Here is a 25249-nt window from a genome sequence, read left to right on the forward strand (position 1 = left end):
AGTCGACACCTATGCCACGTGACCTCATCGCCGCACTGGACATCGGCGGGACCAAGATCGCGGGCGCCCTGGTGGACGCGAGCGGAAAGCTGGTCGTACGGACCCGTCGCGCCACCCGCGCCCAGGAGGACGGCGCCACGGTGATGCGGCAGGTCACCGCCGTGCTCGAGGAGCTCGCGGCCACCGCGCACTGGTCGCGCGTCGCCGCCGTCGGCATCGGCAGCGCGGGCCCGGTGGACGCCTCAGTGGGCACCGTCAGCCCCGTCAACATCCCCGGCTGGCGTGACTTCCCGCTGGTCGCCGGGGTCCGGGAGACCACCGGCGCACTGCCGCTGTCGCTGGTCGGCGACGGGCCGGCGATGACGGCCGCCGAACACTGGCAGGGCGCGGCGCGCGGCCGTAAGAGCGCGCTGTGCATGGTGGTCTCCACCGGCGTGGGCGGCGGGCTGGTCCTGGGCGGCCGGCTGCACCCGGGCCCCACCGGCAACGCCGGGCACATCGGCCACATCAGCGTGGAGCTGAACGGCGACCCGTGCCCCTGTGGCGGACGCGGCTGCGTGGAGCGGATCGCCAGCGGCCCCAACATCGCCCGCCGCGCCCTGGACGGCGGCTGGCGCCCGGGGCCGGACGGCGACACCAGCGCCGAGGCCGTCGCCGCCTCGGCGCGGGCCGGAGACCCCGTCGCGCTGGCCTCCTTCGAACGGGCCGCCCAGGCCCTGGCCGCCGGGATCGCCGCGACCGCCGCACTCGTCGAAATTGAGGTGGCGGTCGTCGGCGGCGGCGTGGCGGGCGCCGGGGACGTGCTCTTCGCGCCCCTGCGGCGCGCCCTGCGCCACTACGCGACCCTGTCGTTCGTCCAGGGGCTGGAGGTCGTCCCGGCGCAGATGGGCACCGACGCGGGGGTGGTGGGCGCGGCCGCCGCGGCGGCGCAGGAGGCGCGTCTTGAGGGGTTCGGCCCGGCGGCCGGTACACCTCCCACCGGCGACTGAGCCCCGCTCCTTCACCGTTTGACCATGACCCGCTGTCACCGTCTGCCCCTAAGCTGTTCGCCCTGAGCCCGGAAGCCCCATGGCTGCCGGGCCGGACCGAGGAGCGCGCGTGGGGAGGCGGAGCGGTGGCACCGGCGGACATGGGCGGCGATCTGTCCGGTCGGCTACTGGGCGGGCGGTACCGGGTGACGGGCCGCCTCGGCCGGGGCGGCATGGGCGTGGTCTGCAGGGCCGTGGACGCGGTGCTCGGCCGGGAGGTCGCGGTCAAGGTGTTGCGCACCCACACCGACGCGTCCAGCGCCGAGTTGGCCGATCTGCGCACCCGGATGCAGCGGGAGGCGCGGGCGGCGGCCCGGATCCGGCACTCCGGTGTGATCACGGTCCACGACGTGGCCGAGGAGGGCGGGCTGCCGCTCATCGTCATGGAGCTGATCGACGGGCCCTCGCTCGACGATGTGCTCGACGAGCGCGGCACCCTCGACCCCCGGGAGGCCGCGGGGATCGGCGCCGAGGTCGCGGACGCGCTCGGCGCTGCCCATGGCGCCGGGGTGCTGCACCGGGATGTGAAGCCCGGCAATGTGCTGCTGGACCGCGAGGGCCGTGTCGTCCTTACGGACTTCGGCATCGCGAGCCTCGAGGCGCCCGAGGACGGCGCGACCACCAAGCTGACCCGCAGCGGCGAGCTGATCGGCTCCCTGGACTATCTCGCACCCGAGCGCGCCCAGGGCCAGGACCCGAGCCCGGCCTCGGACATCTGGGCGCTGGGGATGACGCTGTACGCGGCGGTGGAGGGCTCGTCGCCGTTCCGCCGCACCTCCGTATGGTCCACGCTCACCGCGATCGTCAATGAGCCGCTGCCCGAGCCCCGGCTGGCCGGGCCGCTGGCGCCCGTGCTGCACGCGCTGATGGACAAGGATCCGCGGGGGCGGCCGTCCGCCGCCGAGGCGCGCCGGATGCTGGCGGAGGTGGCGGCGGGAGAGACGCCGCGCGGTGCGGCCGGGCCGCCGTCCGTTCCACTGAGCGAGTCAACCCCCTCCGCCCCGCCTCCGGGCTTCGGCCCGCCGCCCGTGGTGGAGCCGCTGGTGAGCGGGGAGCCGGGCGCGGCGGACGGGGCCGGTGCGCGAAGCGCGGGGCGCAGGCGCCGCGGAGTGCTCATCGCGGCCGCGGCCGCCACCGTCGCGCTCATCGGCGGCGGGCTGACGTACGCACTGGTCGGAGGCGATGACCACACCACGGGGTCGGGGCGGACGAAGGATGCGCCGAGCGAGCCGGCGGGGCCGGGGAAGACCACCGCACCCGGCGGCGGTAAGGCGAGCGCCACGGCCGGGCAGGGCAGCGCCGAGCCGGATGACACGGCCTCACCCACTCGGGACGGCGGGAAGGGCGACCCGAGCGGCCCGGCGGCTTCATCGGCTCCGCCCTCGGGCGCCGCGCCCGTCTGCCATGGCGGCGACGGCGGGCGGTACGACTGCGAGGTGTGGCGCGACGCCACCTCGTACACCCACGGCGGTGAGCCGGTCGGCACCCTCAAGCACGGCGTGAACTACTTCTACTGCCAGGAGAACCTGGGCCGCCGGGAGACCTATGGCAAGTGGACGAACGTGTGGTGGGCCAGGACCGACGATGACAACGGCCATCGGGATGTCTATGTGAGCGTCGTCTACGTCAAGGGCGGCGACAATGACGCGCCCCTTCCCGGGCTGCCCGAGTGCTGAACCCGGGACGGCCGCGGGAAGGGGCGGATCTCAGCGGTGGATCTCAATGGCGGATCTCAGCGGCGGATCTCAGTGCGGCCGAGACGTCTCAACGTGGTGGTCTCAGCCGGTCTCAGCAGGTGAAGGCCGCGTCGGCCCAGTCCCCGTGGTCGCTGGTGACCCCGTCCCCGCCGTCGGTGACGACCAGCCGGACCGTCTTCGCCCCGCCGACGGCGGCGTCGAGGGCGGTGGCCGGATCGGCGTTGGTCAGCGTCTTCGACGATGCCACCTTGGTGTCGTCCGCCCAGACCTCGAAGCCGACCGTCCCGGCGGTGCCCTCCTCGTCGTCCACGCCGACCTGTGCGGTGAAGCGCGAGCACCGGCCCCCGGTGTAGTACGTGACCTCACTCGGCGCGTGCACGCCCAGGCCCTTGTCGTACGTGGTGCCGCCGAGGGTGAGCGGATGGCCGTCACCCGCCTCGTTCTCGCCGACGCTGGTGTTCTTCTCCACCGGGCCCCAGCCGTTGAGCGCGCTCAGCCACGGCAGATCGCTGGCGTACGAGCTGCCGGAGGGCGGTGCGACCACCACATGGACCGCCGAGACCAGCCGGGCGGTGGCCTTGTCGCCTCCCGGTGAGCGGTAGTCGGCGCTGACCGTCAGGTCGTACGCACCCGGCGCGGCCCCGGTGGGCGCGGTCACCTGCCAGCGTGTGGCCAGCTTCGAGCCGGTGGGCAGCGAGGCGGCCCGGGTCGGGGAGGTGGCCTTGATCCGCCAGCCGTCGGGGCCGGTGAGCCGGACCGAGACCTGCTGGGCCGGGGTGCGGCCGAGGTCGGTGAGCGTGGTGTCGACCTGAGCCGTGGCCCCGGCCTCGGCCAGCGCCGTGCCGTCGAGGCCGAGTTCGGCGGCGGGCGGGTAGGCGGCCCAGCGAGTGTCGGCCGAGGCCCGGTAGAGCACGGTGCCATGGGCCGGGACGGTGGCCGAGATGGCTCCGGCGGTGTTGTAGTCCTTGTGCGCCCACAGGTCGCGCAGCCGGTACGCGGTCGCCCGGGGCAGCCCGACCCCGGTCGCCGTGGTGGCGATGTGCTGCGGCCGGTCGGTCTCGTTGAACAGCGCGACGGCGCGGCTGCCGTCCGCCATCTCCTTGGCGACGACCCAGCGCCCGCCCTCGGAGGAGACCACGGTGCCCTGCTTGCCCAGCGGGTCCTGATCGACGGCGATCACCTCGTGATTGCCGAGGATCTCGTAGGTCTCGGCGCTGGCCTTGCGCAGATCGGTGCCGATCAGCAGCGGTGCGGCCATGATCGACCAGAGCGAGAAGTGGCTGCGGTACTCGGTGGCCGTCATCCCGCCGTTGCCGACCTCCAGCATATCGGGGTCGTTCCAGTGGCCGGGCCCGGCGTACTTCGCGAGCGGCAGGTTCTGCTTGGCGATCGACAGCATGCTGCCCCAGCTGTCGCTGATGTCGCCCGTGGTCCGCCACAGCTGGCCGACTTCCCCGGCCCACTCCCAGGGCTTGTTCTCGCCCCATTCGCAGATGCTGTAGACGATGGGGCGGCCGGTGGTCTCGGTCGCGGCCTTCAGGGCGTCGCGCATGGTGCGGTAGCGCTGCTTGGCGTCGACACCCTGGTTATTGCAGTTGTCGTACTTGAGGTAGTCGATGCCCCAGTCGGCGAACTGCTGGGCGTCGGACTTCTCATGGCCGAGCCCCCCGGGGAAGCCGGCGCTGTTGCAGGTCTTGGTGCCCGCGCTGGTGTAGATGCCGATCTTCAGTCCCTTGGCGTGGACATAGTCGGCGACGGCCTTGATGCCGTTCGGGAAGCGGACCGGGTCGGGCACCAGCTTGCCGTTGGCGTCGCGCTGCGGCAGCGCCCAGCAGTCGTCGAGGTTGACGTACTGGTATCCGGCGTCCTTCAGTCCCTTGGCCACGAAGATGTCGGCGATGCCCTTGACCATCGCCTCGTTGAACTCCGCGCGGCAGTGGGTGGAGTTCCAGTTGTTGAAGCCCATCGGTGGGGTGAGGGCGAGCCCGTCACCGGGCGCGGCGCCCGGGTCGGAGGCCGGTGTGGTGACCTCGGCGGGGTGCGCGGGCTGGGCGACGGCCGGGAGGGCCAGGCCGACCGTGGCCAGCAGACCGGCGCTCAGTGCTCCGATGACTCTTCGTCTCGCGGGTCGAAAACAGCGGTGGCGCACGATGCGGGTCCTCCGTTCTCAACGGGGGTAACGCAGTGTCATGGCTGCGTCACATGCGAGCGTTTACGGTAGACCCTGTTGGAGTCTGTTGGAAGAGATGCGATAACAGTTGTTCGATATCTCGTCAAAACCCTTGACGATCCGCCTGGCCGCCGGGTGAGATCCCCTCACTCGCGTTCGGTTGTGTTTGATTGAACCTCTGTGGAGGGGCACATGGCACCGTCATCGTCAGGACATCGGATCTCCCGCCGTGCGCTACTACGAGGCACCGCGGCCGGAGCCGGCGCGGTAGCCCTTCCTACGCTGCTGACCGCCTGCGGTGGTCCGGGCAACGAAGTGAAGATCGGCTCCAATGCCTCCGACGCCGTGCCCCGCAAGGCGTTCGCCGAGGTGTTCGACGCGTATGAGAAGAAGTCGGACAAGAAGGTCAAGGTCAACACCGTCAACCACGAGGCCTTCCAGGAGGGCATCAACCGCTATCTGAAGGGCACCCCCGACGACGTCTTCATGTGGTTCGCCGGGTACCGCATGCAGTTCTTCGCCGAACAGGGGCAGCTCGCCGAGATCAGCGACCTCTGGAAGGGCTTCGACGGCTTCTCGGACGCGCTCAAGGCGCAGTCCACCGGCAAGGACGGCAAGCAGTACCTCGTGCCGTATTACTACTACCCCTGGGCCGTCTTCTACCGGAAGAGCGTCTTCGCCCAGCACGGCTACGAGGTTCCGAAGACCTTCGACGAGTTCCGGGCGCTCGCCAAGCGGATGGACAAGGACGGCCTCGACGCCATCGCCTTCGGCGACAAGGACGGCTGGCCCGCCATGGGGACCTTCGACTATCTCAATATGCGGGCCAACGGCTACGACTTCCATATCTCCCTCATGGGCGGCAAGGAGTCCTGGACCGATCCCAAGGTCAAAAACGTCTTCGACCTGTGGCGCGGACTGATGCCGTACCACCAGAAGGGCGCCAACGGGCGGACCTGGCAGGAGGCCGCCCAGAGCCTGGCGCAGAAGAAGTCCGGTATGGCGGTCTTCGGGCTGCCCCACCCCGGGCAGCAGTTCTCCGCCGCCGACCGCGATGATCTGGACTTCTTCCCCTTCCCCGAGATCGACTCCGCCTACGGGCAGGACGCGGTGGAAGCGCCCATCGACGGCTTTCTGCTGGCGAAGAAGTCCAAGCGGCAGAAGGAGGGCAAGGAGCTGATGAAGTACCTCGCCACTCCCGCCGCCGAGGAGATCTACCTGAAGCGGGACCCGAACAACATCGCCGTCAACGACAAGGCGTCCACCTCGTCGTACAACGCGCTGCAGAAGAAGGCCGTGGACCTCGTCTCGAATGCCAAGCAGATATCGCAGTTCATGGACCGCGACACCCGGCCGGACTTCGCGTCCCAGGTGATGATCCGGGCCATTCAGCAGTTCATCAACAAGCCGAACGACATCGACACCCTCACCAAGGACATCGAGTCCCAGAAGAAGACCATCTTCGCCAGCGACTAGGAGATTCGCGCCGTGCCGCTCACGACCGCGCGGCGTGCCAAACGGCGGGGTCCGCGGAAATTCACCTCCCGCGACCTCGCCGTCATCGGCGTGCTGCTGGGCATACCCATCCTGCTCGACCTGGCCCTGATCTGGGGCCCGACCCTCGCCTCCATCGGCCTGTCCTTCACCAGCTGGGACGGCATCGGCGATATCCACTGGGTGGGCATCGACAACTACAAGACCCTCTTCACGGACTATCCGCCGTTCTGGCCCGCGGTCCGCAACAATCTGCTCTGGGTGGCCTTTCTCGGCTTGGTCGCGACCCCCTTCGGGCTGCTGCTGGCCGTACTGCTGGACAAGGGTGTCCGGTTCAGCCGCTTCTACCAGTCCACCCTCTATATGCCGGTGGTGCTCTCGCTCGCCATCGTCGGCTTCATCGCACAGCTGGTCTTCTCCCGTGACCAGGGTGCGCTGAACGCGATCCTCGCCAACAAGAACGACCCGGTGGACTGGCTCGGAGACCCGGACCTCAATATCTGGGTGGTGCTGCTGGCGGCAGCCTGGCGGCACACCGGGTATGTGATGATCCTCTATCTGGCCGGGCTGAAATCCGTCGATCCCTCGCTCAAGGAAGCGGCCGCGATCGACGGCGCGAGCGAGACCCAGACCTTCTTCCGGGTGGTGCTGCCCACCCTGCGGCCGGTCAATATCATCGTCGGCGTCATCACCGTGATCGAGGCATTGCGCGCCTTCGACATCGTCTACGCCATCAACCACGGCCGTAACGGGCTCGAACTGCTCTCGGTGCTGGTCACCGACAACATCATCGGCGAGGCCAGCCGGATCGGATTCGGCTCCGCGATCGCCGTCGTCCTGCTGACCGTGTCCCTGGGATTCATCGTGACCTATCTGGTCCAGGAGTTGCGAGGGGGGAAGAAGGGATGACCGTCACCACTCCGCCCGCCCCCGTACGGACCGTGACCCCGGAGTCCGGCGCCGCCAAGCGCCGGGTGACCCCTGGCCGGCTCGGGCTGCACGCCTTTCTGATGGTCGTGTCGCTCGCCTTCCTCGCCCCGCTGCTGCTCGCCATCTACGCCTCGCTGCGGCCGTACGAGGAGACCGCGAAATACGGCTATTTCTCGCTGCCGCGCCATCTGTCGTTCGACTACTACGCCAAGGCGTTCAACGACTCCGGGATGGGCAAGTACTTCGTCAACTCGCTCATCATCGCGGTGCCCGGGGTGCTGTTGACGCTGTTTCTCGCCTCGTTCGTCGCCTTCTGTGTGACCCGGCTGAGAATACGCGGCGGGCTGGTGCTGCTGATGGTGTTCACGGCGGGCAATCTGCTGCCGCAGCAGGTCATCGTCACCCCGCTCTATGTGCTCTTCACCAAGATCGATCTGCCCTATTGGATGTCGGACTCGATGACGATGTACGACTCCTACTGGGCCGTGCTCGCCGTTCAGGTCGCCTTCCAGGTGGGATTCTGCGTCTTCGTCCTCGCCAACTTCATGCGCACCATTCCCGATGAGATCGTGGAGGCGGCGCGGGTGGACGGGGCGGGGGTCTGGACGCAGTACTGGAACATCACGCTTCCCTTGTGCCGGCCCGCGCTGGCGGCGCTCGCCACCCTGCAATTCACCTGGATGTACAACGACTTCCTGTGGGCGCTCGTCTTCATCTCCGACGGTGACAAGCTGCCCATCACCTCCGCGCTCAACAATCTGCGCGGCCAGTTCTTCACCGACTACAACCTGCTCGCGGCGGGGTCGGTGATCGTGGCGCTTCCCACGGTGCTGGTCTTCCTGCTGTTGCAGCGCCACTTCATCGCCGGACTCACCCTCGGCGCCAGCAAGGGCTGATACGTCAGGGGTCACTGTGGCCCACGTGGCCACGGTGACCCCTGTGGCACAAGGGCCACACGATCCCCGACCATGCGCCCCCGCACCGCCCCGCGTCCCGCGCCCAACCCGTCCGGAGCGACGCGATCCGTCACTCGGTCGTCTTCGCGCGTTTCCGTGACAGGGTGATGCGGGCAACTGTCAGGAGGCGATGGAATAGGGGGAAATGTGATCGTCTGGCTGAACGGTGCTTTCGGCGCGGGTAAGACCTCCGCGGCCCGCGAATTGGTGGACTTCATGCCCGGCAGTACCTTCTACGACCCGGAACTGGTCGGTAACGGTCTGCGGATGATGCTCCCGCGGAAACGTCTTGAGCAGGTGTCCGACTACCAGGATCTGCCCTCCTGGCGCCGGCTGGTGGTGGACACCGGAGCGGCGCTGATCGCGGAGGTCGGCGGCCCGCTCGTGGTCCCGATGACGGTCCTCAGACAGGAGTACCGGGATGAGATCTTCGGCGGTTTCGCGGCCCGTCGCATCCCCGTACGGCATGTTCTGCTGCACACCGATGAAACGATCCTTCGCGAGCGCATAGCCGAACGCGACGAGATACCCGGGGACGCGGACGCGAGCGAGTCCGTACGCCAGTGGTGCCTGGCCCATCTCGCGCCCTACCGGGCGGCCCTGACCTGGCTGACCACCGATGCCCATGTCGTGGACACCACCGGGCTCAGCCCGCGCCAGACCGCCCAGCACATCGCCGACGCGGTCCGCGAGGGCGCCGGGACCTGCGACATCGTGCAGACCCCGGAGCCGAGGGCGGAGACGCTGGCCGCCGGGGTCCTGCTCTTCGACGAGGAGGACCGGGTGCTGCTCGTCGACCCCACCTACAAGCCCGGCTGGGAGTTCCCCGGCGGTGTCGTCGAACCGGGCGAACCCCCGATGTGCGCCGGGGTGCGCGAGGTCACCGAGGAACTGGGGGTACGGCTGGACGAACCGCTGCGGCTGCTGGTGGCCGACTGGGAACGCCCCCAGCCGCCCGGCTACGGGGGCCTGCGGCTGCTCTTCGACGGCGGCAAGCTCTCCGGTGCGGCCGCCCAGGAGGTGCTGCTGCCCCGCTCCGAACTGCGCGGCTGGCGCTTCGTCACCGAGAGCGAGGCCGCCGCGCTGCTGCCACCGGTGCGGCTGAGCCGGCTGCGCTGGGCGCTGCGCGCCCGTGAGCAGGGCCGCCCGCTGTATCTCGAAGCGGGCGTCCCCATGGGCTGACCACGCCGGCCCAGCCCGTGGGGCCGCCCGCCGACCGGGTGCGAGGCGAAGGGGCCTCAGCCCTTGCCCGCCGCGTACGTCCCCAGGAACAGCGCCTCGGTGAGCGAGAGCTTCTCCAACTCCTCCGGTGAGACGCTCTCGTTGACCGCGTGTATCCGCGCCTCCGGCTCGCTCAGCCCGATCAGCAGGATCTCCGCCTCCGGGTAGAGCGAGGCCAGTGTGTTGCACAGCGGGATCGAGCCGCCCTGCCCGGCGATCGCCATCTCCTGGCCGTCGTACGCAAGGCGCATCGCCTCCCGCATCGCCGCGTACGCCGGGCTCGTGGTGTCCGCGCGGAACGGCCGGCCCTCGCCGATCTGCTCCACCGAAAGCCGCGCGCCCCACGGCGCCGAGGACCGGAGGTGGTCGGCGAGCAGCCGGTTGGCCTCGGCCACGTCCACGCCCGGCGGCACCCGCAGGCTGATCAGCGCCCGCGCGCTCGCCTGGACGGACGGAGTGGCGCCGACCACCGGCGGGCAGTCGATGCCGAGCACGGTGACCGCCGGGCGCGCCCAGAGGCGGTCCGCGACCGTGCCGGACCCGATCAGCCCGACCCCGTCGAGCACCCTGGCGTCCTTGCGGAACTCCTCGTCCGGATACTGCAGCCCGTCCCACACCGCGTCCGCGTCGAGGCCCTTGACCGTGGTCGAGCCGTCGTCGGCGCGCAGCGAGTCCAGGACGCGGATCAGCGAGGCGAGCGCGTCCGGGGCCGCCCCGCCGAACTGGCCGGAGTGCAGATTGCCCTCCAGGGTCTCCACCGAGACCCGCAGCATCGTCATCCCGCGCAGCGTGGCCGTGACCGTCGGCAGCCCCACCCGGAAGTTGCCCGCGTCGCCGATCACGATCGTGTCGGCGGTCAGCAGCTCCGGATGGGCCTCGGCGTAGCGCTCCAGGCCGCCCGTGCCCTGCTCCTCCGAACCCTCCACGATCACCTTGACGTTGACCGGGACCCCGCCGTTCGCCTTGAGCGCGCGCAGCGCGGTGAGATGCATGATCACACCGCCCTTGCAGTCCGCGGCGCCCCGCCCGTACCAGCGGCCGTCGCGTTCGGTCAGCTCGAAGGGCGGGGTGTGCCAGGCGTCCTCGTCCAGCGGGGGCTGCACGTCGTAGTGCGCGTAGAGCAGCACGGTCGGGGCATCGGCCGGACCGGGGAGAAAGCCGTAGACGGACTGGGTGCCGTCGGGCGTGTCCAGCAGTGCCACGTCCTCGAACCCCTCGGCGCGCAGCGCGTCGGCGACCCACCGGGCGGCGGCCTCGCATTCGCCGGGCGGGAACTGCGCCGGGTCCGCCACCGACTTGAAGGCCACCAGCTCGGCCAGCTCGGCCCTGGCGCGCGGCTGCAGGGCGGCGACGGTGGCGGCGAGAGGCGCCTTCTCCATGGGGGACCCTCCTGGGGTGCGACGGGCCGGCGGCGGGATGCGCGGCGATGGGCACGTATGTACGGCTTGATGCCGCGTGGCCGATCATCCCACAGCGGGGTCATCCGCCGGGGAGCCGTAGGATGCCGGGTAGGCGCATCAGGTCGGTCGATTGGGAGCGGATCCACACGTGAGCAGCGACAACGCAGCCCCGGACAATGAGACGGTATGGGACGTCGTCGTGGTGGGCGCGGGCCCCGCGGGTGCCTCCGCGGCCCATGCCGCCGCCTGCGCCGGGCGCCGGGTGCTGTTGTTGGAGAAGGCCGAGCTGCCGCGCTACAAGACCTGCGGCGGTGGCATCATCGGCCCCTCGCGCGACGCCCTTCCGCCGGGTTTCGAACTGCCGCTGCGGGAGCGGGTGCACGCGGTCACGTTCTCGCTGAACGGCAAGCTGTCCCGCACCCGCCGCTCCAAGCACGCGCTCTTCGGGCTGATCAACCGGCCGGAGTTCGACGCGGCCCTGGTCGACGCCGCCAAGGACGCGGGCGCCGAGGTCCGTACGGGCGTCGCGGTCACCCGCGTCGAGCAGCACGGCCCGGCGGTGCCCGACCGGCGTACGGTCGCCGTGGTGCTCTCCGACGGTGAGACCGTGCTGGCGCGGGCCGTGGTCGGCGCGGACGGCAGCGCGAGCCGCATAGGCGCGCATGTCGGCGTGAAGCTGGACCAGGTGGACCTCGGCCTGGAGGCGGAGATCCCCGTTCCGGAGACCGTCGCGGAGGACTGGGCGGGCCGGGTGCTCATCGACTGGGGCCCGATGCCGGGGAGTTACGGCTGGGTCTTCCCCAAGGGCGACACCCTTACCGTCGGCGTCATCTCGGCGCGCGGCGAGGGCGCCGGCACCAAGCGCTACCTGGAGGACTTCATCGCCCGGCTCGGCCTCGCCGGATTCGAACCGAGCATCTCCTCCGGCCATCTGACCCGCTGCCGCGCCGACGACTCGCCACTGTCCCGCGGCCGGGTCCTGGTGTGCGGCGACGCGGCCGGGCTGCTGGAGCCGTGGACCCGCGAGGGCATCTCCTACGCGCTGCGCTCGGGCCGGCTCGCGGGGGAGTGGGCGGTGCGCGTCGCCGAGGCACACGACGCGGTGGACGCCCGCCGCCAGGCCCTGAACTACGCCTTCGCGATCAAGGCGGGGCTCGGTGTGGAGATGGGCGTCGGCCGCCGCCTGCACACGGTCTTCGCCCGCCGCCCCGGGCTGTTCCACGCGGCGATCACCGGCTTCCGCCCGGCGTGGCGCGCCTTCACGAAGATCACCCGCGGTACGACCACGCTGGGCGACCTCGTCCGCACCCACCCGGCCGCCCGCCGGGCCCTGGGGGCGATGGACCGGGGCTGAGCGTAAGCGCTCCGCTGGAAGTATCGCGATGTGTCGTCGGTCGACTGCGGCGCCGTTGTGGCTGGTCGCGCCCCGCGGCGGAGCCGCACATCGACACAGCCCCGCGCCCCTTCGGGGTGCTGCCCGGACCGTAGCGGACTTCCTCCGACCTGCTCAGGGCCCGGCCTCGGCTCTGGCCCGCGATCTGTCCGGCAGGGCCGCGATCTGTCCGGCAGGGCCGCGATCTGTCCGGCAGGCCCGCGATCTGTCCGGCAGGGCATGGGCGCCTACTCCGCCGGGAGTAGGCGCGGGCACCGCGCAGGGGGGACGCCGGGGGCGCCCCCACCGGTTTAGCGTTGCCCGTATGCACGGATTCACGGGGGAGCACGGCCCGGGGCAGCGGCCGGGCGGATGGTGGCGCGGGGCGCCCTTCGGCCCATCGCGTCCGGCCGTGCCCTGGCGCTCCTCGGTCGCCATCGCCTTCATCCAGATGGTGGGCACCGGGTTCGCCGCTCACGATCAGCCCACCCGGGCGGGGCTCGGGCCGGGGAGCGCCGCGCTGCTGCTCGCCGGGCCCGCGCTGCTGCTCATGCGCCATCGTCGTCCCGGGACGGTCGTGGTCGGCACGGCGGTGGTGACCGCCGTCTACCTCGCCGCCGGATATCCGTACGGGCCCGTCTTCCTCAGCGTCGTCGTCGCCTGTGTGACGGCCATCGCGGCCGGGCGGCGGATCGCCGCGTGGAGCGCGCTCGGGCTGCTGTGGGGGAGCCATCTGCTCATCGGCCACTGGCTCTACCGCTGGCTGCCGCCGGGCGACGACGGGCCCGTCGGATGGGGGCAGGAGCTGGCGGTCACCGCCTGGGCGGCGGCCATCGTGGCCGCCTCCGAACTCGTCCGCGTACGGCGTGAGCAGTGGGCCCGGGAACGAGCCGAACGGGAGGCGGCCGCGCGGCGCCGGGCCGACGAGGAACGGCTGCGGATCGCCCGCGAACTGCATGACGTCCTCGCCCACAGCATCTCGGTCATCAACGTCCAGGCGGGCGTCGGGCTCGCCCTCCTGGACCAGGACCCCGAGCAGGCCCGCACCGCGCTGACCACCATCAAGGCGGCCAGCAAGGAGGCGCTGGGCGAGGTCCGCCAGGTCCTCGACACCCTGCGCACCTCCGGCTCCGGCGCGCCCGGCGCCGCGCCGCGCTCACCCGCGCCCGGCCTGGACCGGCTGGAGGAGCTGACCGGACAGGCGGCGGACGCGGGGCTCGCGGTGCGGGTGGAGGCGGAGGGCGTACGGACGGCCCTGCCGCCCGGCGCCGATCTCGCGGCGTTCCGTATCGTGCAGGAGGCCCTGACCAACATCGTCCGCCACTCCGGCTCCCGGAACGCCCGGGTGCTGCTGCACTATGCCCCCGGTGAGCTGGAGCTGCGGGTGGACGACGACGGCCCCGCGACCGGGGACGGGGCGACGGGCGGCGGCAACGGCCTGGTCGGCATGCGCGAGCGGGCCGCCGCGCTCGGCGGCACAGTGGAGGCGGGCCCGCGCCCCGACGGCGGCTTCCGCGTCCGGGCCAGGATTCCGTTCAAGGGCGGGAGGGAGACCCCATGAGGGATGAGGACGGGCCCGAGACCGTGATCCGTGTCGCGCTCGCCGACGACCAGCTCCTCGTCCGCGCCGGATTCCGCGCCCTGCTGGCCGCGCAGCCGGATATCGAGGTGGTCGGCGAGGCGGCCGACGGGGAGCAGGCGCTGGCGCTCGTACGGGAGCGGCGCCCCGATGTCGTCCTCATGGACATCCGCATGCCGGTGCTCGACGGCCTCGCCGCCACCCGCGGGATCACCGGGGACCCGGAACTCGGCGAGGTGAAGGTGGTCATGCTGACCACCTTCGAACTCGATGAGTACGTCTTCGAGGCGATCCGCTCCGGCGCCTCCGGCTTCCTGGTCAAGGACACCGAACCGGATGAGCTGCTGCGGGCCGTGCGCGCGGTGGTCGGCGGCGACGCGCTGCTGTCGCCCGGGGTGACCCGCCGTCTCATCGCCGAGTTCGCGGCCCGCTCCAGGGAACCCGCGCCCGCGGCGGTGCTGGCGGAGCTGACCGAACGGGAGCGGGAGGTGATGGCCCTGGTCGGCATGGGGCTGTCGAACCAGGAGATCGCCCGGCGGCTCGTGGTCAGTCCGCTCACCGCCAAGACCCATGTGAGCCGGACGATGGTCAAACTGGGCGCTCGGGACCGCGCCCAACTCGTCGTGCTCGCCTATGAGTCGGGCCTGGTCCGGCCGGGCTGGCTCGGCTGAGCGAGGCCCCGCGGTCCGGGCTTTGTCCTCCGGGCCTCGCGCCCAGCGTGGCCCTGCCCCCAGCGCGGCCCTCCGTCCAGCACGGCCCTCCCTCAAGGACAGCTCCTCCACTCGGAACGGTCCCTTCGCTCGGAACGGTTCCTCCGCTCAGAACAGCCCCTCCGGGGCCTCCGCCTCCCGCTCCCGCCGCGCCACCGGCGCCGTCGTCGGGGCGTCCGTCGCGTCCGCCGCCAGTGGCCAGCCCGCCAGCTGCCGGGTGTCCAGCAGCAGGGCCCGGCCGTCCGTCGAGGTCAGATGGATGTCCGGGCCCGCCACTGCGTCGATACGACCGGCCACGGTGGCCTCGGGGACGAGCCGGATCAGCCCCGGTGCGGGGCGCACCCGGTCCAGATGGAACGCCGCGTCATGGTGCACCGGCCGGAACGGGGCCAGGGCCAGCGACTCCGGCAGACCGCCCAGGCCGCACGCCCGCTGGTGGAGCGCGGCGAGGTCGGCGGCCCGCCGCTCAGGTGGCGGCGGGGCCTCGCGGGCGGTGCGCTTGGCGGCGTACGGGAAGCGGTCCGGGACGCCGAGCGCGGCGCCCAGCACCGCCTCGGCGCGGCGCGCGGCCATCAGCGGGCCACGGCCCAGCAGACAGTACGAGAGCGCGGCCTGCTCCAGCAGCCGTGCCCCCTCCCGCTCGGCCGCGGTGATCCCGACCTTGACCAACTCCGCGCCGAACCAGGCGAGATAGACGTCGTAAGGGCGCGGATCGTCCGTACGGGTGTCGGCGGCCACGGAGTACGAGCGGTCCAGCCGGGCGCAGTCCGGGCACTGCGCCGATACGACGGAGGCCGGGACCTCGGCCCCGGCCGGGCACGGGGTGTGCCGGGCGCCCCTGCGGACGCCGACGCAGGCACGCCGGGGTCCGGTGGTGAACGAGAGCGGGCGGTCCGGCGTCAGCGGGGAGAGCCGTTCCCCCTGGGCCGGATGGAGCCAGACCAGCGCGGGCCCGCCGCGGCCCCAGCGTGCCCCGGCGCACTGCCACCGTGCGGGCCGCGGGTCCTGGCTCTGGCTCCGGCCCTGGGGCATCAGCGTCGCTGCCGGGAGAACAGCCACAGTGCCCGCACCAGGCGGACGGCGAATCCGACGGTGGCCACCGCGAAGGCGGCGCCGTGCCAGGCCCGCTCCTGGGCCCGGCCCAGGTCGCCGAAGAGGGCGGGGCTCGCGACCGCCACGTAGAGCACGGCCGCCAGCAGACCGGCCGTGACCAGGGCGAACACTATCTCGATGGTGAGCGCGTCGCGTTCGTCCTGGGTACGGGGTCCGGTCATCTCGCATCAGCCCTTCGCCTGGTGTCCGGTGGCCGCCGCCGGGTCGGTCCTCCCCGGCCCCGGTCCGCGCTGCCCGTCATGGTGCTTCCGGCGCACATACAGTTGCTTCCGTACGCGTGCCACGACCGTACCGTCCGCGGCGACCACCTCGTTCTCGAACCACGGCAGCGCCTTGCCGCCGTCCGCCGTGGCCTCGCGGATCTCCTCGAGCCGCTCCTCGGTGAGCTTGAAGTCGGCGAACACGTCGCCGCGGCCGGGCGAGACGAAGTCGATCTCGCCGGCCCTGTCCCAGACGATGTAGTCCCGGCCGAGCCGTTGCATCACCAGCAGCATCCAGAACGGGTCGCTCATCGAGAACAGCGAGCCGCCGAAATGGGTCCCCACGTAGTTGGAGTTGAAGCGGCGCAGCCGCAGCCTGACGCGGGCGCTGCTCCAGTCCTCCGCGAGGTGGACCACCCGGACTCCGGCGAAGAGATAGGGCGGCCACCAGTTCATCGCGCGGCGCAGTCCGCGCGGCGACATCGATCGACGTGACATGACAGGAAGCTAACACGGGTTATTACTCACGGGTAACTCAAGCGGCCGGCCTACCCGAGCGGTGGGCGCGGCCAAGTGGTGCGCGCACCCGAGCGGTGGGCGCAACCCGAGCCGTGTGGTCGCGCCCCGAGCGGTGGGCGCAACCCGAGCGGTGTGGTGGTCGCGCCCGAGCGGCCGGGAGGTCAGATCCCCGAGTGCTCCCGCCACAGCTCGGCCAGCTTCTCGTCCCCCTCCGTGGTCAGCGCGGTGATCGGCAGCCGGTTCCAGAGCGCGAGATAGAGGTCGCGGGCCGGGCCGCTGAGCTCGCAGTCGGCCGCCCCCTCGCCGTGGCGCTCGGTGCGCGGAGCGTCCTGGGACAGCCGTATCGTCCAGACCGCGCCCTGGTCCGTGGCCCTCACCCGCAGCGTGCGCGGGGTGTCCGTGCGCACCCGGGACCGGTCCAGGCTGTGGAAACCGGCCAGCAGCTCATCCACCCCGTCAGCCGCGAACTCCGGGGTGAACGGGGAGAAGTCCCCGCCGCGCGCCGACTCCGCGTCGATCCGGTGGATGGCCGTCTCATGGGCCTGGCGCCGGGTCCAGAACGCCAGCGGGGCATCCGAGGGCAGGAAGGTGAAGCACTTCACCTCGGGGTCGGCATGGGTGAGGACGTCGACCAGCCGGCCATGGACCTCGCGGTACCACGACACCAGCTCGGCGTCGGCCACCGGTGCCGCCTCGACCGTCGGCCGGACGCGCTCGGTCAGGCCCTCGGCGACGATCCGGGTGGCCCAGCCGTGCACCTGGCCGATGTGGGACAGCAGATCACGGACGCGCCAGCCGGGGCAGGTGGGCACGGGTGCGTCCACTCCGGCTTCGGTCGCGGCGTCGGCCAGCGACCGGCCCTCGCGGTCCACGATTTCGAGCAACTCGGCAGTCTCCATGGCGGAATCATGCCAGCCGCCTCTGACAACGCCGGGCCGGGACGGCGGAATGTCAGCTTCCAGCCGTGCGCGCGGCGTTCCGCGTGCCGTACGCGACGACGGCCGCCACGGCCGCCAGTGCCGCGACCGTGGTGAGCGCGACCGGCAGCGAGTACCAGTCGGCGAGGAAGCCGATCGTCGGCGGCCCCAGCAGCATGCCGCCGTAGCCGAGTGTGGAGGCCGCGGCGACCCCGTCCGGCCCCGTCAGCGCGCCCGCCCGCGCGACGGCGACGGGGAAGAGGTTGGCCAGCCCCAGCCCGGTGATCGCGAAGCCGAGCAGCGCGAGCCAGATCGTGGGCGCGAGCGAGCCCAGCAGCATTCCGGCCGCGGCCGTGGCACCGCCCGCGCTCAACGTCCTGGTCTGGCCGAGCCGCTCGAGCAGCGCGGTGCCGCTCAGCCGCCCGACGGCCATCGTCAGGGCGAAGACGGCGTAGCCCGCGGCGGCGAGCCCGGCGGACGCGTCGAGGTCCTGGTGCAGATGGAGCGCGGCCCAGTCGGCCATGGCGCCCTCGCCGTACGCCGTGCAGAGCGCGATCAGGCCGAACACGGCGACGAGCCACCGGGCGCGGCCGGGCCGCCGTACGCCGGGGGACGATTCGAGGTCGGCGGACTGCTCCGACTCGGCCGCGGGTCCCGTGCCGCTCCGCGGCGTGGGCACCGGCAGTGAGATCAGCGCCCGGCCCGCGACAGCCGTGAGCAGCAACCCGAAGACCGCGAGCAGCGACAGATGGCGGGTGGGGGAGAGATGGCCGGCGATCAGCCCGCCCAGCCCGGCCCCGGCCATCCCGCCCAGGCTGAACGCGGCGTGGAAGCCGGGCATGACCGGGCGGCGCAGGGCGGCGATGAGGTCGACGGCCGCGCTGTTCATGGCCACGTTGAGCGCGCCGAACCCGGTGCCGAAGACCAGCAGCACCAGCCCGAGGGCGAGCGCGGAGTGGGTCAGCGGCGGCAGCGCGACCGAGCCCGCGAGCAGCACACCGGCGGCCACCGTCGTCGGATGGCTGCCGAAACGGCGGCACAGGCGTCCGGTGGCCATCATCGTGGCCGTACCGCCCGCCGACACGCCGAGCAGCGCCAGCCCCAGCGCGCCCTCCGAGGCGCTCGTCTGGTCCTTGATCGCGGGGATCCGGGCGACCCACCCGGCGAACACGAATCCGTCGAGGAAGAAGAACGCGGTGATGGCGGCCCGGAGTCGGGTGAGGTCGCGATCCGTGGGGACGGAGCGGCGCGCGCCCGGAGTGGCCGTCCGTGTTTTGTTTGGAGTCGGCACAAAGTGAGAATAGAGGCGTGACCCAGACACGGACAAGGCTCGAGCGCGGCCGAAGCGCTCTTGGCCCGGCACTGGCACTCGTCCACACCGGCCGCGCCCCCACCCGCGCCGTGCTCACCTCCGAACTCGGGGTGACCCGCGCGACCGCGGGAGCCGTCGCCGCCGAGTTGGAGGCGCTCGGCCTGATCCAGGTCGACTCACGGCCGCTCGGGGCCGCCGGGGCACAGGGCCGTCCCTCCCACCGGCTGTCGATCGCCCCTCACGGGCCGGTCGCGCTCGCCGCCCAGGTGCACGCCGACGGCTTCCGCGCCGCGCTGGTCGGGCTCGGCGGGCAGACCGTGGCCACCGCCCCCGGCTGCATGACCGTGCCCGCCGACCCGGCGCATGTCATCGACGCGGTCGTCGAGGCCGGTGCCCGGCTGCTGCGGGAGACCGGGCGCCGCTGTGTGGGCGCGGGGCTCGCCGTCCCGTCCGCGGTCGCCGAACCGGAGGGTACCGCCCTGAACCCGCTGCATATCGCCTGGCCCGCGGGCGCTCCGGTGCGCGAGCTGTTCAACCGCAGCCTGGCCGCGGCCGGGATCCGTGGCGGCGACGGCGAGCCGGTCACCGGCTTCGCGGGTAATGACGTCAACCTGGCCGCGCTCGCCGAACACCGCCATGGCGCGGGCGGCGGTGCCCAGCATCTGCTCTGCGTCGCCACCGGGCACCGGGGCGTCGGCGGCGCGCTGGTGCTCGACGGACGGCTGCACACGGGTAGCGCGGGGCTCGCCCTCGAGGTGGGCCATCTGACCGTCAACCCCGAGGGCCCGCCCTGTCACTGCGGCAGCCGCGGCTGTCTGGACATCGAGGCCGATCCGCTCGCCTTCCTCACGGCGGCCGGGCGCGAGCCGGGTCCGGAGGTGTCCCTGCTGCAGCAGGCCCGCGATCTGCTGCGCGAGGAGTACGCCACGGCGCCGTCCGTAAGGGCGGCCACCGAGCAGCTCATCGACCGCCTCGGCCTCGGGCTCGCCGGTCTGGTCAACATCCTCAACCCGGACCGCATCATCCTCGGCGGGCTGCACCGCGAGCTCCTGGAGGCCGACCCGGAGCGGCTGCGCGCGGTGGTGGCGGAGCGCAGCCTGTGGGGCCGGAGCGGGGGCGTGCCGATCCTGCCGTGCACACTGGACCACAACAGCCTGGTCGGGGCGGCGGAGTTGGCGTGGCAGCCGATGCTGGACGACCCCTTGGCGGCCCTGGGCGTGGGCTGAGCCGCCCTGCGGTCACCAGTGCCGCCCCCGGGGCAGCGCGTCCAGCTCCGGGGTCGACAGATGGAGCACCTGGTAGCGGTCGCCGGGTTCCGAGGGCGGTGCCGACTCCGCCCAGAGCGTGAAGTGGATCAGCTCCCAGCCGCGCGGGTCGATGCCGAGGGCCGTCGTGTGGACGCCGTCCTTACGGGCGCGTTCGGCCAGCCGCGCCAGCGCGCCCTCGACGGCGGAGGCGGGATCGGCGGCGGCCGGGACCGGCTCGGCGTGGCGGGTGGCGGCGCGCGGCACGGTGCCCGCGGCGGGGCCCCGCTCGAAGCCGAGCCCCTGCCAGTGCTCGACCGGGGGCCTGCCGAAGTCCCGGACGATGCCCTGGAATCCGGGGCCCCACAGAAAGCGGTTCATGGCCTCGGGTGCGGTCCACAGGTAGAACGGCGCGTACTGATGGACCGGTGAGCCGTCCACACCGCGCTCCCGGATGCCGTACGCCTTGAGGCCCAGCCCTGAGAAGTCGTCGAGCAGTGCTCCCTTCGTCTCCACCCGGTGCCGGATGATCTTCATGTCGTAGTCGGCGGGCAGGGTGATCCGGTACTGCATGGCGAGCATCGGTAACTCCTGTCGGCGGGGCGTGTGTTCGCGCGCCTGTTCGTTCTCGGCTCGTTCTCGGCTCCTTCGAGCGTACACACTAGTAGGTACAGAACGAGCCCGAGCCGGTGCGCGTACTCCCCGGGAGGTACCGGAACTGTCGTCGGCCGTACGACGACCAGGGCACCGTAAGGGAGTGATCCTCGTAAGTGGCCACGAGATGAGGGCCATGAGAAACCCACTCCCGAGGAGCGCGATCACCATGAACACCCTGGCGCACGGCTTCGCCGACGGCGATGGCCCCGGACCGTGGATTCTGCTCGTCCCGCTGATGTGGGCGCTGGTCGTCGGCGGCGCGGTCTTCGTGCTGCGGCGCGCCGGATGGCGTGGACGCGCGCCCTGGCGGCACGGCCCCGGCCCCGGCCCCGTGGACTTCGGCGAGCGATCGCCGATCGCGGTGCTGGGCCGTCGCTTCGCGGCCGGTGAGATCGACGAGGACGAGTACTGGCGCCGACTGTCCGTCCTGGACGAGCAGTTCGGCCGCCCCGCGACGAAGGGCGGGGCCCTCTGACGGCGGAGGCCGGGGCGGTACGGGCCGCCGGATGTATCCGGGCTGTCCCGCCTCGCTGGAGGCGGGACGCTCGCATGCTCAGCGGGAGGCTGCCGACCGGGCGGCCGCGGGGGCCCGCTCGCGCACCGCGGGCGTCGGAGCGGCGGCAGCGGCCGGTGCCGGGGCCGGAGCGGCGGCAGTGGGGGCCGGTGCCGCGGCGACCGGTTCGGGGGCGACGGGTGCGGGCGTCGGTGCCGGTGCGATGGGTGCCGGTGCGATGGGCGCCGGGGTGACAGGCGCCGGTGCCGGGGCGGTGGCGGGCTCGGCCGCGGGCGCGGGGCCGGTGAGGGGCACGGTGGGTGCCGGCGCCGGACGGGAGGCGTCCGTGCGAAGGTGCGGGGCGGTGCGGCCCGTTCCGTGCGAGGCGAGGGGTTGCTTGGTGGTGGCGGTGGGTCGCGGCACGGCCAGCGTGAACCAGACGACCTTCCCGCCGCCGTCGTCCCGCGCGTGCATCCCCCAGCTCTGGCTGACGGCCGCGACCAACGCGAGCCCCCTGCCATGAGTGGCGAAGGGATCGCACGCCTGAACGCGAGGCAGTCGCGGATCCTGGTCGCGGACCGAAACGGTCAGCCGGTCCAGCATGAGAGCGATCTCCACCGTGCACTGCTTGTCCGGCTCGGCGTGCCGATGGACATTGGTGAGCAGTTCGGTGACGCCGAGCGCCGCCGGGTCGATGAGCGGATCCAGATGCCAGTAGCGCAACTGCGCCGACACGATTCTGCGGACCTGTCCGATCCGCGACGGCAGGGCCTGCAGCTCCACCGTGCAATGCCTGCTAGGACGACTGATCACGGCTGCGACTCCCTGAAGACGTGGGGCTAGCCTGATTCAGATGCGGGCGACGAACACGTTCAGCAGTGGTGGCTGCTGGGCGCGACCGGTGGGACGGTTCTCAGCGTCACCGCTTGTTGACCCTCAGTGATACTGATACTCGTCCAGGGTCGGTCCCACCGCGCGCACGCGCAACTCGGCCGCCTCACGTCTTCGAGGCATGCCCCCGGGCGGATCGGACGGCGTCGAGGAAGCGGCTGGCGGCGCCCGAGCCGGACTTGGCCGAGGTGGACTTGGTGTCCTGCGAGCCGAGGGTGAGGCGGTACCGGGTGCCGTTCACGGTGGCCATGGCCTGGTCCCCGTCCACGAACCAGGGCTTGCTCGCGCGCACCGACTGCACGGGCGCGCTGTCGATCTCGCTGCCGTAACTGGTCAGCAACTGCAGCCTGCCGTCCTTGATCATGACCTGTCCGGCGCGGGTGACCGAGCGCAGGAATCGCTCGATCCGCACTCCCCTGGCGTTGAACTCCGTATCGGCCATCACAACCGCCTCCCCGATGGCTCCGACTGGCACTGTGCCGCCGCCTCTCATTTTCCCTGTTGCGCAGTGTGCCCGTGACCGGCCCCGGACACCAGGGCGCACTGGGGGACAATGAGGATCGAAACGGCATGAGTATGCCACCTGGGCTGGGCATGAGGCACAAGCAGGAGGAGTGGGCGTTGGACGGCACGGCGCGCGGGAGTATCGAGACGGTCGACGTGGATCGCAGCGACCACGGCTGCCGCGAGTGGCTGAAGGAAGCCGTCCGTAAGGTGCAGGCCGACGCCCAGCGGTCCGCGGACACCCATCTGCTGAGCTTTCCGCTGCCCGAGCGCTGGGGGATCGACCTCTACCTCAAGGACGAGTCCACCCACCCCACGGGGAGCCTCAAGCACCGCCTGGCGCGCTCGCTGTTCCTCTATGGGTTGTGCAACGGCTGGATCCGGCCGGGCAAGCCCGTGATCGAGGCGTCCAGCGGCTCGACCGCCGTATCCGAGGCGTACTTCGCCAAGCTGATCGGGGTGCCCTTCATCGCGGTGATGCCCCGCACGACCAGCCGGGAGAAGTGCCGCCTGATCGAATTCCATGGCGGCCAGTGCCATTTCGTGGACGACCCACGGACGATGTACGAGGAGTCCGCCGCCCTCGCGGCGGAATCCGGGGGTCACTACATGGACCAGTTCACCTACGCCGAGCGGGCCACCGACTGGCGCGGCAACAACAACATCGCCGAGTCGATCTATCAGCAGCTGCGTCTGGAGCGCTATCCCGAACCGGCATGGGTCGTGGCCACGGCGGGCACCGGCGGCACCTCGGCGACGATCGCCCGCTATGTCCGCTACATGCAGTACGACACCCGGGTCTGCGTCGCCGACCCGGAGAACTCCTGCTTCTTCGACGGCTGGGTCCACCACGACGCCCACGCCTCCAGCGACCACGGCTCGCGCATCGAGGGCATCGGCCGCCCCCGGATGGAGCCCAGCTTCGTACCGGGCGCGATCGACCGGATGATGAAGGTCCCGGACGCGGCGAGCGTCGCGGCCGCGCGCGCCCTGGAGCGGGCCATCGGCCGTAAGGCGGGCGGCTCCACCGGGACCGGGCTGTGGAGCGCGCTGCGGATCGTCGCGGAGATGGTCGCCGCGGGGCGGACCGGGAGCGTGGTGACGCTGCTGTGCGATCCGGGGGAGCGGTATCTGGACAAGTACTACTCGGACGCGTGGCTCGAGGAGCAGGGGCTGGACATCGAGCCGTATGTGAAGACGCTCGACGTCTTCCTCGCCACCGGCAACTGGACGGACTGACCTCCGCTCTTACGGCCGCCGTCACGCGCGCAGGGCCGCCGTCACGCCCTTACGGTCGCTGTCACGCCTATACGGGCTGCCGTCTCGCCCGTACGGCCGTCGTCAGGCCGCCGCCACCATCCGGTCCAGGTTCCGCACCGCCTGCTGGAACGCGCGCCGCAGCCCCGGCCGCATCGCCCGTACGGCACCGCGCAGCATCGCCGTGCCGTCCACCGCGAAGACATAGCGCACCACGGTCCCGCCGTCCGAGGGTCGCAGCGTCCACTCCTCCAGCAGCGCCCGCAGCCCCGGCGCATTGGTCTCGTCGACGCGGTAGGCGTAGCGCTCATGCGGATCGGCCGCCATGACCGTCTCGCGGAAGCGGCCGCCGCCCACGAGGCGGATCTCCCTGCCCTTGCCGCCGTCCGTGGAGCGGGCGTCCTTCACCTGCCGGAACCACCGCGGCCAGCCCTCGACATCGGTGAACGCCTCGAACACCGCCTCCGGAGCGGCCGAGACCTTCGCGACGAAGACGAGCCGCAGCGGGGCGGTCTCGGCGTACTCCAGCCCGACGGAACGCAACCGGTGTGTCATGGACACACGATAACTGTCGGGGTGTCAGATGTCTGCGGTGTGGACCGGCTCGCCCGCCACCACCAGCTCCGGCAGATACTCGGAGATCTCCGCCCGCGCCTCCTCCGGCAGCCCCGGGTCCGTGACCAGCGCGTCCACCTGGTCCAGCGAGGCGAAGGAACTCAGCCCCACCGTGCCCCACTTGGTGTGGTCCGCGACCACCACCACCCGCCGCGCGGCCCTGACGAAGTGGCGGTTGGTCTCCGCCTCGGCGAGATTCGGCGTCGACAGACCCGCCTCCACCGATATCCCGTGCACCCCGAGGAAGAGCACATCGAAGTGGAGCGAGCGCACCGCCGCGTCCGCGACCGGCCCCACCAGCGTGTCCGACGGCGTCCGCACCCCGCCGGTGAGCACGACGATGGCCGCGCCGGGACGTGGGCCCACCCCGCCGAGCGCCGCCGACCGCTGGGCGTTGTAGAACACATCGGCGACCCGGACCGAGTTCGTGACCACGGTCAGATCGGGCACCTCCAGCAGCTGCTGGGCCAGCGCGAAGGCCGTGGTGCCCCCGGCCAGGGCGATCGCGGTGCCCGGCGTGGCCATCGCGGCCGCCGCCTTGGCGATGTCCTCCTTGGCGCTCAGCTCGAGACCCGACTTGGCCTCGAACCCGGGCTCGTACGTGCTCGCCTCGGCCACCGGCACGGCCCCGCCGTGCACCTTCTCCACCACGCCCAGCCTGGCCAGCGCGTCGAGATCGCGACGAACCGTCATGTCCGAGACATTGAGCTTGCGTGTCAGCTCGTTGACCCGCACTCCGCCGCGCCGCCTGACCTCATCGAGAATCAGGGCACGCCGCTGCTCCGCGAGCAGGTTCTGGTTGTCGCTCACCCTGCCACGTCTCCCTCCGGTCGGCCCTCGTCGCCCGAGCGTTCATCTTCGCATGAGGCGAGGACAGCCGGGCGCCGGTGCACCCAGGGTTACGATTTCGCCACGCCCGCCGTGTCAGGGTCGGGGAAGGTGGCCGATGGGCACAATCCTGGAGCCAGAA

The 25249-nt window shown here is 71.9% G+C and carries 23 protein-coding genes and 1 pseudogene; 12 read left to right on the top strand and 12 right to left on the bottom strand.

Going from position 1 to position 25249, the window contains the following annotated elements:
* The first annotated feature begins 11 nt into the window (after positions 1 to 11).
* Together JK364_RS36895 and JK364_RS36900 are read left to right on the top strand one after the other, a co-directional pair.
* Positions 12 to 989, top strand: coding sequence for an ROK family protein (locus JK364_RS36895; RefSeq protein WP_201855755.1), 978 nt, complete (start codon positions 12 to 14; stop codon positions 987 to 989).
* 140 nt (positions 990 to 1129) lie between these two features.
* Positions 1130 to 2704: a serine/threonine-protein kinase gene (locus JK364_RS36900; RefSeq protein ID WP_201855860.1), complete on the top strand. Its 1575-nt coding sequence runs from the start codon at positions 1130 to 1132 to the stop codon at positions 2702 to 2704.
* Positions 2705 to 2816: 112 nt separating this feature from the next.
* Here JK364_RS36900 and JK364_RS36905 read toward each other — a convergent pair whose 3' ends face one another.
* The gene (locus tag JK364_RS36905) at positions 2817 to 4874 is read right to left on the bottom strand and encodes an NPCBM/NEW2 domain-containing protein (protein ID WP_201855756.1); all 2058 of its coding nucleotides are present in this window, start codon (positions 4872 to 4874) and stop codon (positions 2817 to 2819) included.
* A gap of 213 nt (positions 4875 to 5087) precedes the next feature.
* Here JK364_RS36905 and JK364_RS36910 point away from each other — a divergent pair, with 213 nt between their 5' ends.
* The 4 genes from JK364_RS36910 to JK364_RS36925 all read left to right on the top strand — a co-directional run bounded on the left by JK364_RS36910 (position 5088) and on the right by JK364_RS36925 (position 9457).
* Positions 5088 to 6371, top strand: a complete 1284-nt coding sequence (locus JK364_RS36910; protein WP_201855757.1) for an ABC transporter substrate-binding protein — start codon at positions 5088 to 5090, stop codon at positions 6369 to 6371.
* Positions 6372 to 6383: 12 nt separating this feature from the next.
* Positions 6384 to 7298 (top strand): carbohydrate ABC transporter permease, encoded by a 915-nt coding sequence (locus tag JK364_RS36915; protein ID WP_201855758.1) that lies wholly within the window; start codon positions 6384 to 6386, stop codon positions 7296 to 7298.
* The gene (locus JK364_RS36920) at positions 7295 to 8215 is read left to right on the top strand and encodes a carbohydrate ABC transporter permease (protein WP_201855759.1); all 921 of its coding nucleotides are present in this window, start codon (positions 7295 to 7297) and stop codon (positions 8213 to 8215) included. The genes JK364_RS36915 and JK364_RS36920 overlap by 4 nt, the downstream gene beginning before the upstream one ends.
* A gap of 207 nt (positions 8216 to 8422) precedes the next feature.
* Positions 8423 to 9457, top strand: coding sequence for an NUDIX hydrolase (locus JK364_RS36925; RefSeq protein WP_201855760.1), 1035 nt, complete (start codon positions 8423 to 8425; stop codon positions 9455 to 9457).
* A gap of 56 nt (positions 9458 to 9513) precedes the next feature.
* Here JK364_RS36925 and JK364_RS36930 read toward each other — a convergent pair whose 3' ends face one another.
* A complete protein-coding gene (locus JK364_RS36930; RefSeq protein WP_201855761.1) occupies positions 9514 to 10875 on the bottom strand; it encodes a dipeptidase in 1362 nt (453 codons plus the stop codon).
* A 169-nt stretch (positions 10876 to 11044) separates the two neighbouring features.
* On the opposite strand from JK364_RS36930, the gene JK364_RS36935 reads away from it, so the two are divergent.
* The 3 genes from JK364_RS36935 (at position 11045) to JK364_RS36945 (ending at position 14518) form a co-directional block, all read left to right on the top strand.
* Positions 11045 to 12250 (top strand): geranylgeranyl reductase family protein, encoded by a 1206-nt coding sequence (locus tag JK364_RS36935; RefSeq protein ID WP_201855762.1) that lies wholly within the window; start codon positions 11045 to 11047, stop codon positions 12248 to 12250.
* Between the two features lie 343 nt (positions 12251 to 12593).
* Positions 12594 to 13829 carry a sensor histidine kinase gene (locus JK364_RS36940; protein ID WP_201855763.1) on the top strand — a complete coding sequence of 412 codons (1236 nt, stop codon included), beginning with the start codon at positions 12594 to 12596 and terminating at the stop codon, positions 13827 to 13829.
* A 23-nt stretch (positions 13830 to 13852) separates the two neighbouring features.
* Entirely contained in the window at positions 13853 to 14518 is a 666-nt protein-coding gene (locus tag JK364_RS36945) for a response regulator transcription factor (protein ID WP_201855861.1), read from the top strand.
* A 147-nt stretch (positions 14519 to 14665) separates the two neighbouring features.
* Here JK364_RS36945 and JK364_RS36950 read toward each other — a convergent pair whose 3' ends face one another.
* The 5 genes from JK364_RS36950 to JK364_RS36970 all read right to left on the bottom strand — a co-directional run bounded on the left by JK364_RS36950 (position 14666) and on the right by JK364_RS36970 (position 18597).
* Positions 14666 to 15589: a DUF2797 domain-containing protein gene (locus tag JK364_RS36950; RefSeq protein ID WP_201855862.1), complete on the bottom strand. Its 924-nt coding sequence runs from the start codon at positions 15587 to 15589 to the stop codon at positions 14666 to 14668.
* The gene (locus JK364_RS36955) at positions 15589 to 15831 is read right to left on the bottom strand and encodes a DUF6332 family protein (protein WP_201855764.1); all 243 of its coding nucleotides are present in this window, start codon (positions 15829 to 15831) and stop codon (positions 15589 to 15591) included. Before JK364_RS36955 ends, JK364_RS36950 begins: the two co-directional genes overlap by 1 nt.
* 6 nt (positions 15832 to 15837) lie before the next feature.
* Positions 15838 to 16368 carry a DUF4442 domain-containing protein gene (locus JK364_RS36960; protein ID WP_230993066.1) on the bottom strand — a complete coding sequence of 177 codons (531 nt, stop codon included), beginning with the start codon at positions 16366 to 16368 and terminating at the stop codon, positions 15838 to 15840.
* Between the two features lie 182 nt (positions 16369 to 16550).
* Positions 16551 to 17288 carry a maleylpyruvate isomerase family mycothiol-dependent enzyme gene (locus JK364_RS36965; protein WP_201855765.1) on the bottom strand — a complete coding sequence of 246 codons (738 nt, stop codon included), beginning with the start codon at positions 17286 to 17288 and terminating at the stop codon, positions 16551 to 16553.
* A gap of 52 nt (positions 17289 to 17340) precedes the next feature.
* On the bottom strand, positions 17341 to 18597 hold the full coding sequence (locus JK364_RS36970; protein ID WP_201855766.1) for an MFS transporter: 1257 nt from the start codon (positions 18595 to 18597) through the stop codon (positions 17341 to 17343).
* Positions 18598 to 18614: 17 nt separating this feature from the next.
* On the opposite strand from JK364_RS36970, the gene JK364_RS36975 reads away from it, so the two are divergent.
* Positions 18615 to 19844 (top strand): ROK family protein, encoded by a 1230-nt coding sequence (locus JK364_RS36975; RefSeq protein ID WP_201855767.1) that lies wholly within the window; start codon positions 18615 to 18617, stop codon positions 19842 to 19844.
* Positions 19845 to 19856: 12 nt separating this feature from the next.
* Here JK364_RS36975 and JK364_RS36980 read toward each other — a convergent pair whose 3' ends face one another.
* Positions 19857 to 20444, bottom strand: coding sequence for a DUF4865 family protein (locus tag JK364_RS36980; protein ID WP_201855768.1), 588 nt, complete (start codon positions 20442 to 20444; stop codon positions 19857 to 19859).
* A gap of 241 nt (positions 20445 to 20685) precedes the next feature.
* Here JK364_RS36980 and JK364_RS36985 point away from each other — a divergent pair, with 241 nt between their 5' ends.
* Positions 20686 to 20994, top strand: coding sequence for an SHOCT domain-containing protein (locus JK364_RS36985; RefSeq protein ID WP_201855769.1), 309 nt, complete (start codon positions 20686 to 20688; stop codon positions 20992 to 20994).
* A gap of 375 nt (positions 20995 to 21369) precedes the next feature.
* Here the strand turns inward: JK364_RS36985 and JK364_RS55825 are convergent.
* Positions 21370 to 21825, bottom strand: a pseudogene (locus JK364_RS55825) (ATP-binding protein); the annotation flags it as partial.
* A 184-nt stretch (positions 21826 to 22009) separates the two neighbouring features.
* Positions 22010 to 22345 carry a hypothetical protein gene (locus JK364_RS36995; protein WP_201855771.1) on the bottom strand — a complete coding sequence of 112 codons (336 nt, stop codon included), beginning with the start codon at positions 22343 to 22345 and terminating at the stop codon, positions 22010 to 22012.
* 152 nt (positions 22346 to 22497) lie between these two features.
* On the opposite strand from JK364_RS36995, the gene cds1 reads away from it, so the two are divergent.
* Complete coding sequence (gene cds1, locus JK364_RS37000; RefSeq protein WP_201855864.1) at positions 22498 to 23646, top strand: L-cysteine desulfhydrase Cds1; 1149 nt, start codon at positions 22498 to 22500, stop codon at positions 23644 to 23646.
* A 102-nt stretch (positions 23647 to 23748) separates the two neighbouring features.
* Here the strand turns inward: cds1 and JK364_RS37005 are convergent, their stop codons facing one another.
* Together JK364_RS37005 and JK364_RS37010 are read right to left on the bottom strand one after the other, a co-directional pair.
* Positions 23749 to 24219: an SRPBCC family protein gene (locus JK364_RS37005; protein ID WP_201855772.1), complete on the bottom strand. Its 471-nt coding sequence runs from the start codon at positions 24217 to 24219 to the stop codon at positions 23749 to 23751.
* A gap of 24 nt (positions 24220 to 24243) precedes the next feature.
* On the bottom strand, positions 24244 to 25089 hold the full coding sequence (locus JK364_RS37010) for a DeoR/GlpR family DNA-binding transcription regulator (RefSeq protein ID WP_201855773.1): 846 nt from the start codon (positions 25087 to 25089) through the stop codon (positions 24244 to 24246).
* Positions 25090 to 25249 lie beyond the last annotated feature (160 nt).

It is taken from the genome of Streptomyces endocoffeicus (assembly GCF_016741935.1).
Taxonomy (GTDB): domain Bacteria; phylum Actinomycetota; class Actinomycetes; order Streptomycetales; family Streptomycetaceae; genus Streptomyces; species Streptomyces endocoffeicus.

Bases quoted from the DNA above. Each gene is read 5' to 3' on its own strand.
- JK364_RS36895 (WP_201855755.1), top strand. From the start codon at position 12: ATGCCACGTGACCTCATCGCCGCACTGGACATCGGCGGGACCAAGATC.
- JK364_RS36900 (WP_201855860.1), top strand. From the start codon at position 1,130: ATGGGCGGCGATCTGTCCGGTCGGCTACTGGGCGGGCGGTACCGGGTG.
- JK364_RS36910 (WP_201855757.1), top strand. From the start codon at position 5,088: ATGGCACCGTCATCGTCAGGACATCGGATCTCCCGCCGTGCGCTACTA.
- JK364_RS36920 (WP_201855759.1), top strand. From the start codon at position 7,295: ATGACCGTCACCACTCCGCCCGCCCCCGTACGGACCGTGACCCCGGAG.
- JK364_RS36930 (WP_201855761.1), bottom strand. From the start codon at position 10,875: ATGGAGAAGGCGCCTCTCGCCGCCACCGTCGCCGCCCTGCAGCCGCGC.
- JK364_RS36940 (WP_201855763.1), top strand. From the start codon at position 12,594: ATGCACGGATTCACGGGGGAGCACGGCCCGGGGCAGCGGCCGGGCGGA.
- JK364_RS36950 (WP_201855862.1), bottom strand. From the start codon at position 15,589: ATGCCCCAGGGCCGGAGCCAGAGCCAGGACCCGCGGCCCGCACGGTGG.
- JK364_RS36955 (WP_201855764.1), bottom strand. From the start codon at position 15,831: ATGACCGGACCCCGTACCCAGGACGAACGCGACGCGCTCACCATCGAG.
- JK364_RS36960 (WP_230993066.1), bottom strand. From the start codon at position 16,368: ATGTCACGTCGATCGATGTCGCCGCGCGGACTGCGCCGCGCGATGAAC.
- JK364_RS36965 (WP_201855765.1), bottom strand. From the start codon at position 17,288: ATGGAGACTGCCGAGTTGCTCGAAATCGTGGACCGCGAGGGCCGGTCG.
- JK364_RS36980 (WP_201855768.1), bottom strand. From the start codon at position 20,444: ATGCTCGCCATGCAGTACCGGATCACCCTGCCCGCCGACTACGACATG.
- JK364_RS36985 (WP_201855769.1), top strand. From the start codon at position 20,686: ATGAACACCCTGGCGCACGGCTTCGCCGACGGCGATGGCCCCGGACCG.
- JK364_RS36995 (WP_201855771.1), bottom strand. From the start codon at position 22,345: ATGGCCGATACGGAGTTCAACGCCAGGGGAGTGCGGATCGAGCGATTC.
- cds1 (WP_201855864.1), top strand. From the start codon at position 22,498: ATGAGGCACAAGCAGGAGGAGTGGGCGTTGGACGGCACGGCGCGCGGG.
- JK364_RS37005 (WP_201855772.1), bottom strand. From the start codon at position 24,219: ATGACACACCGGTTGCGTTCCGTCGGGCTGGAGTACGCCGAGACCGCC.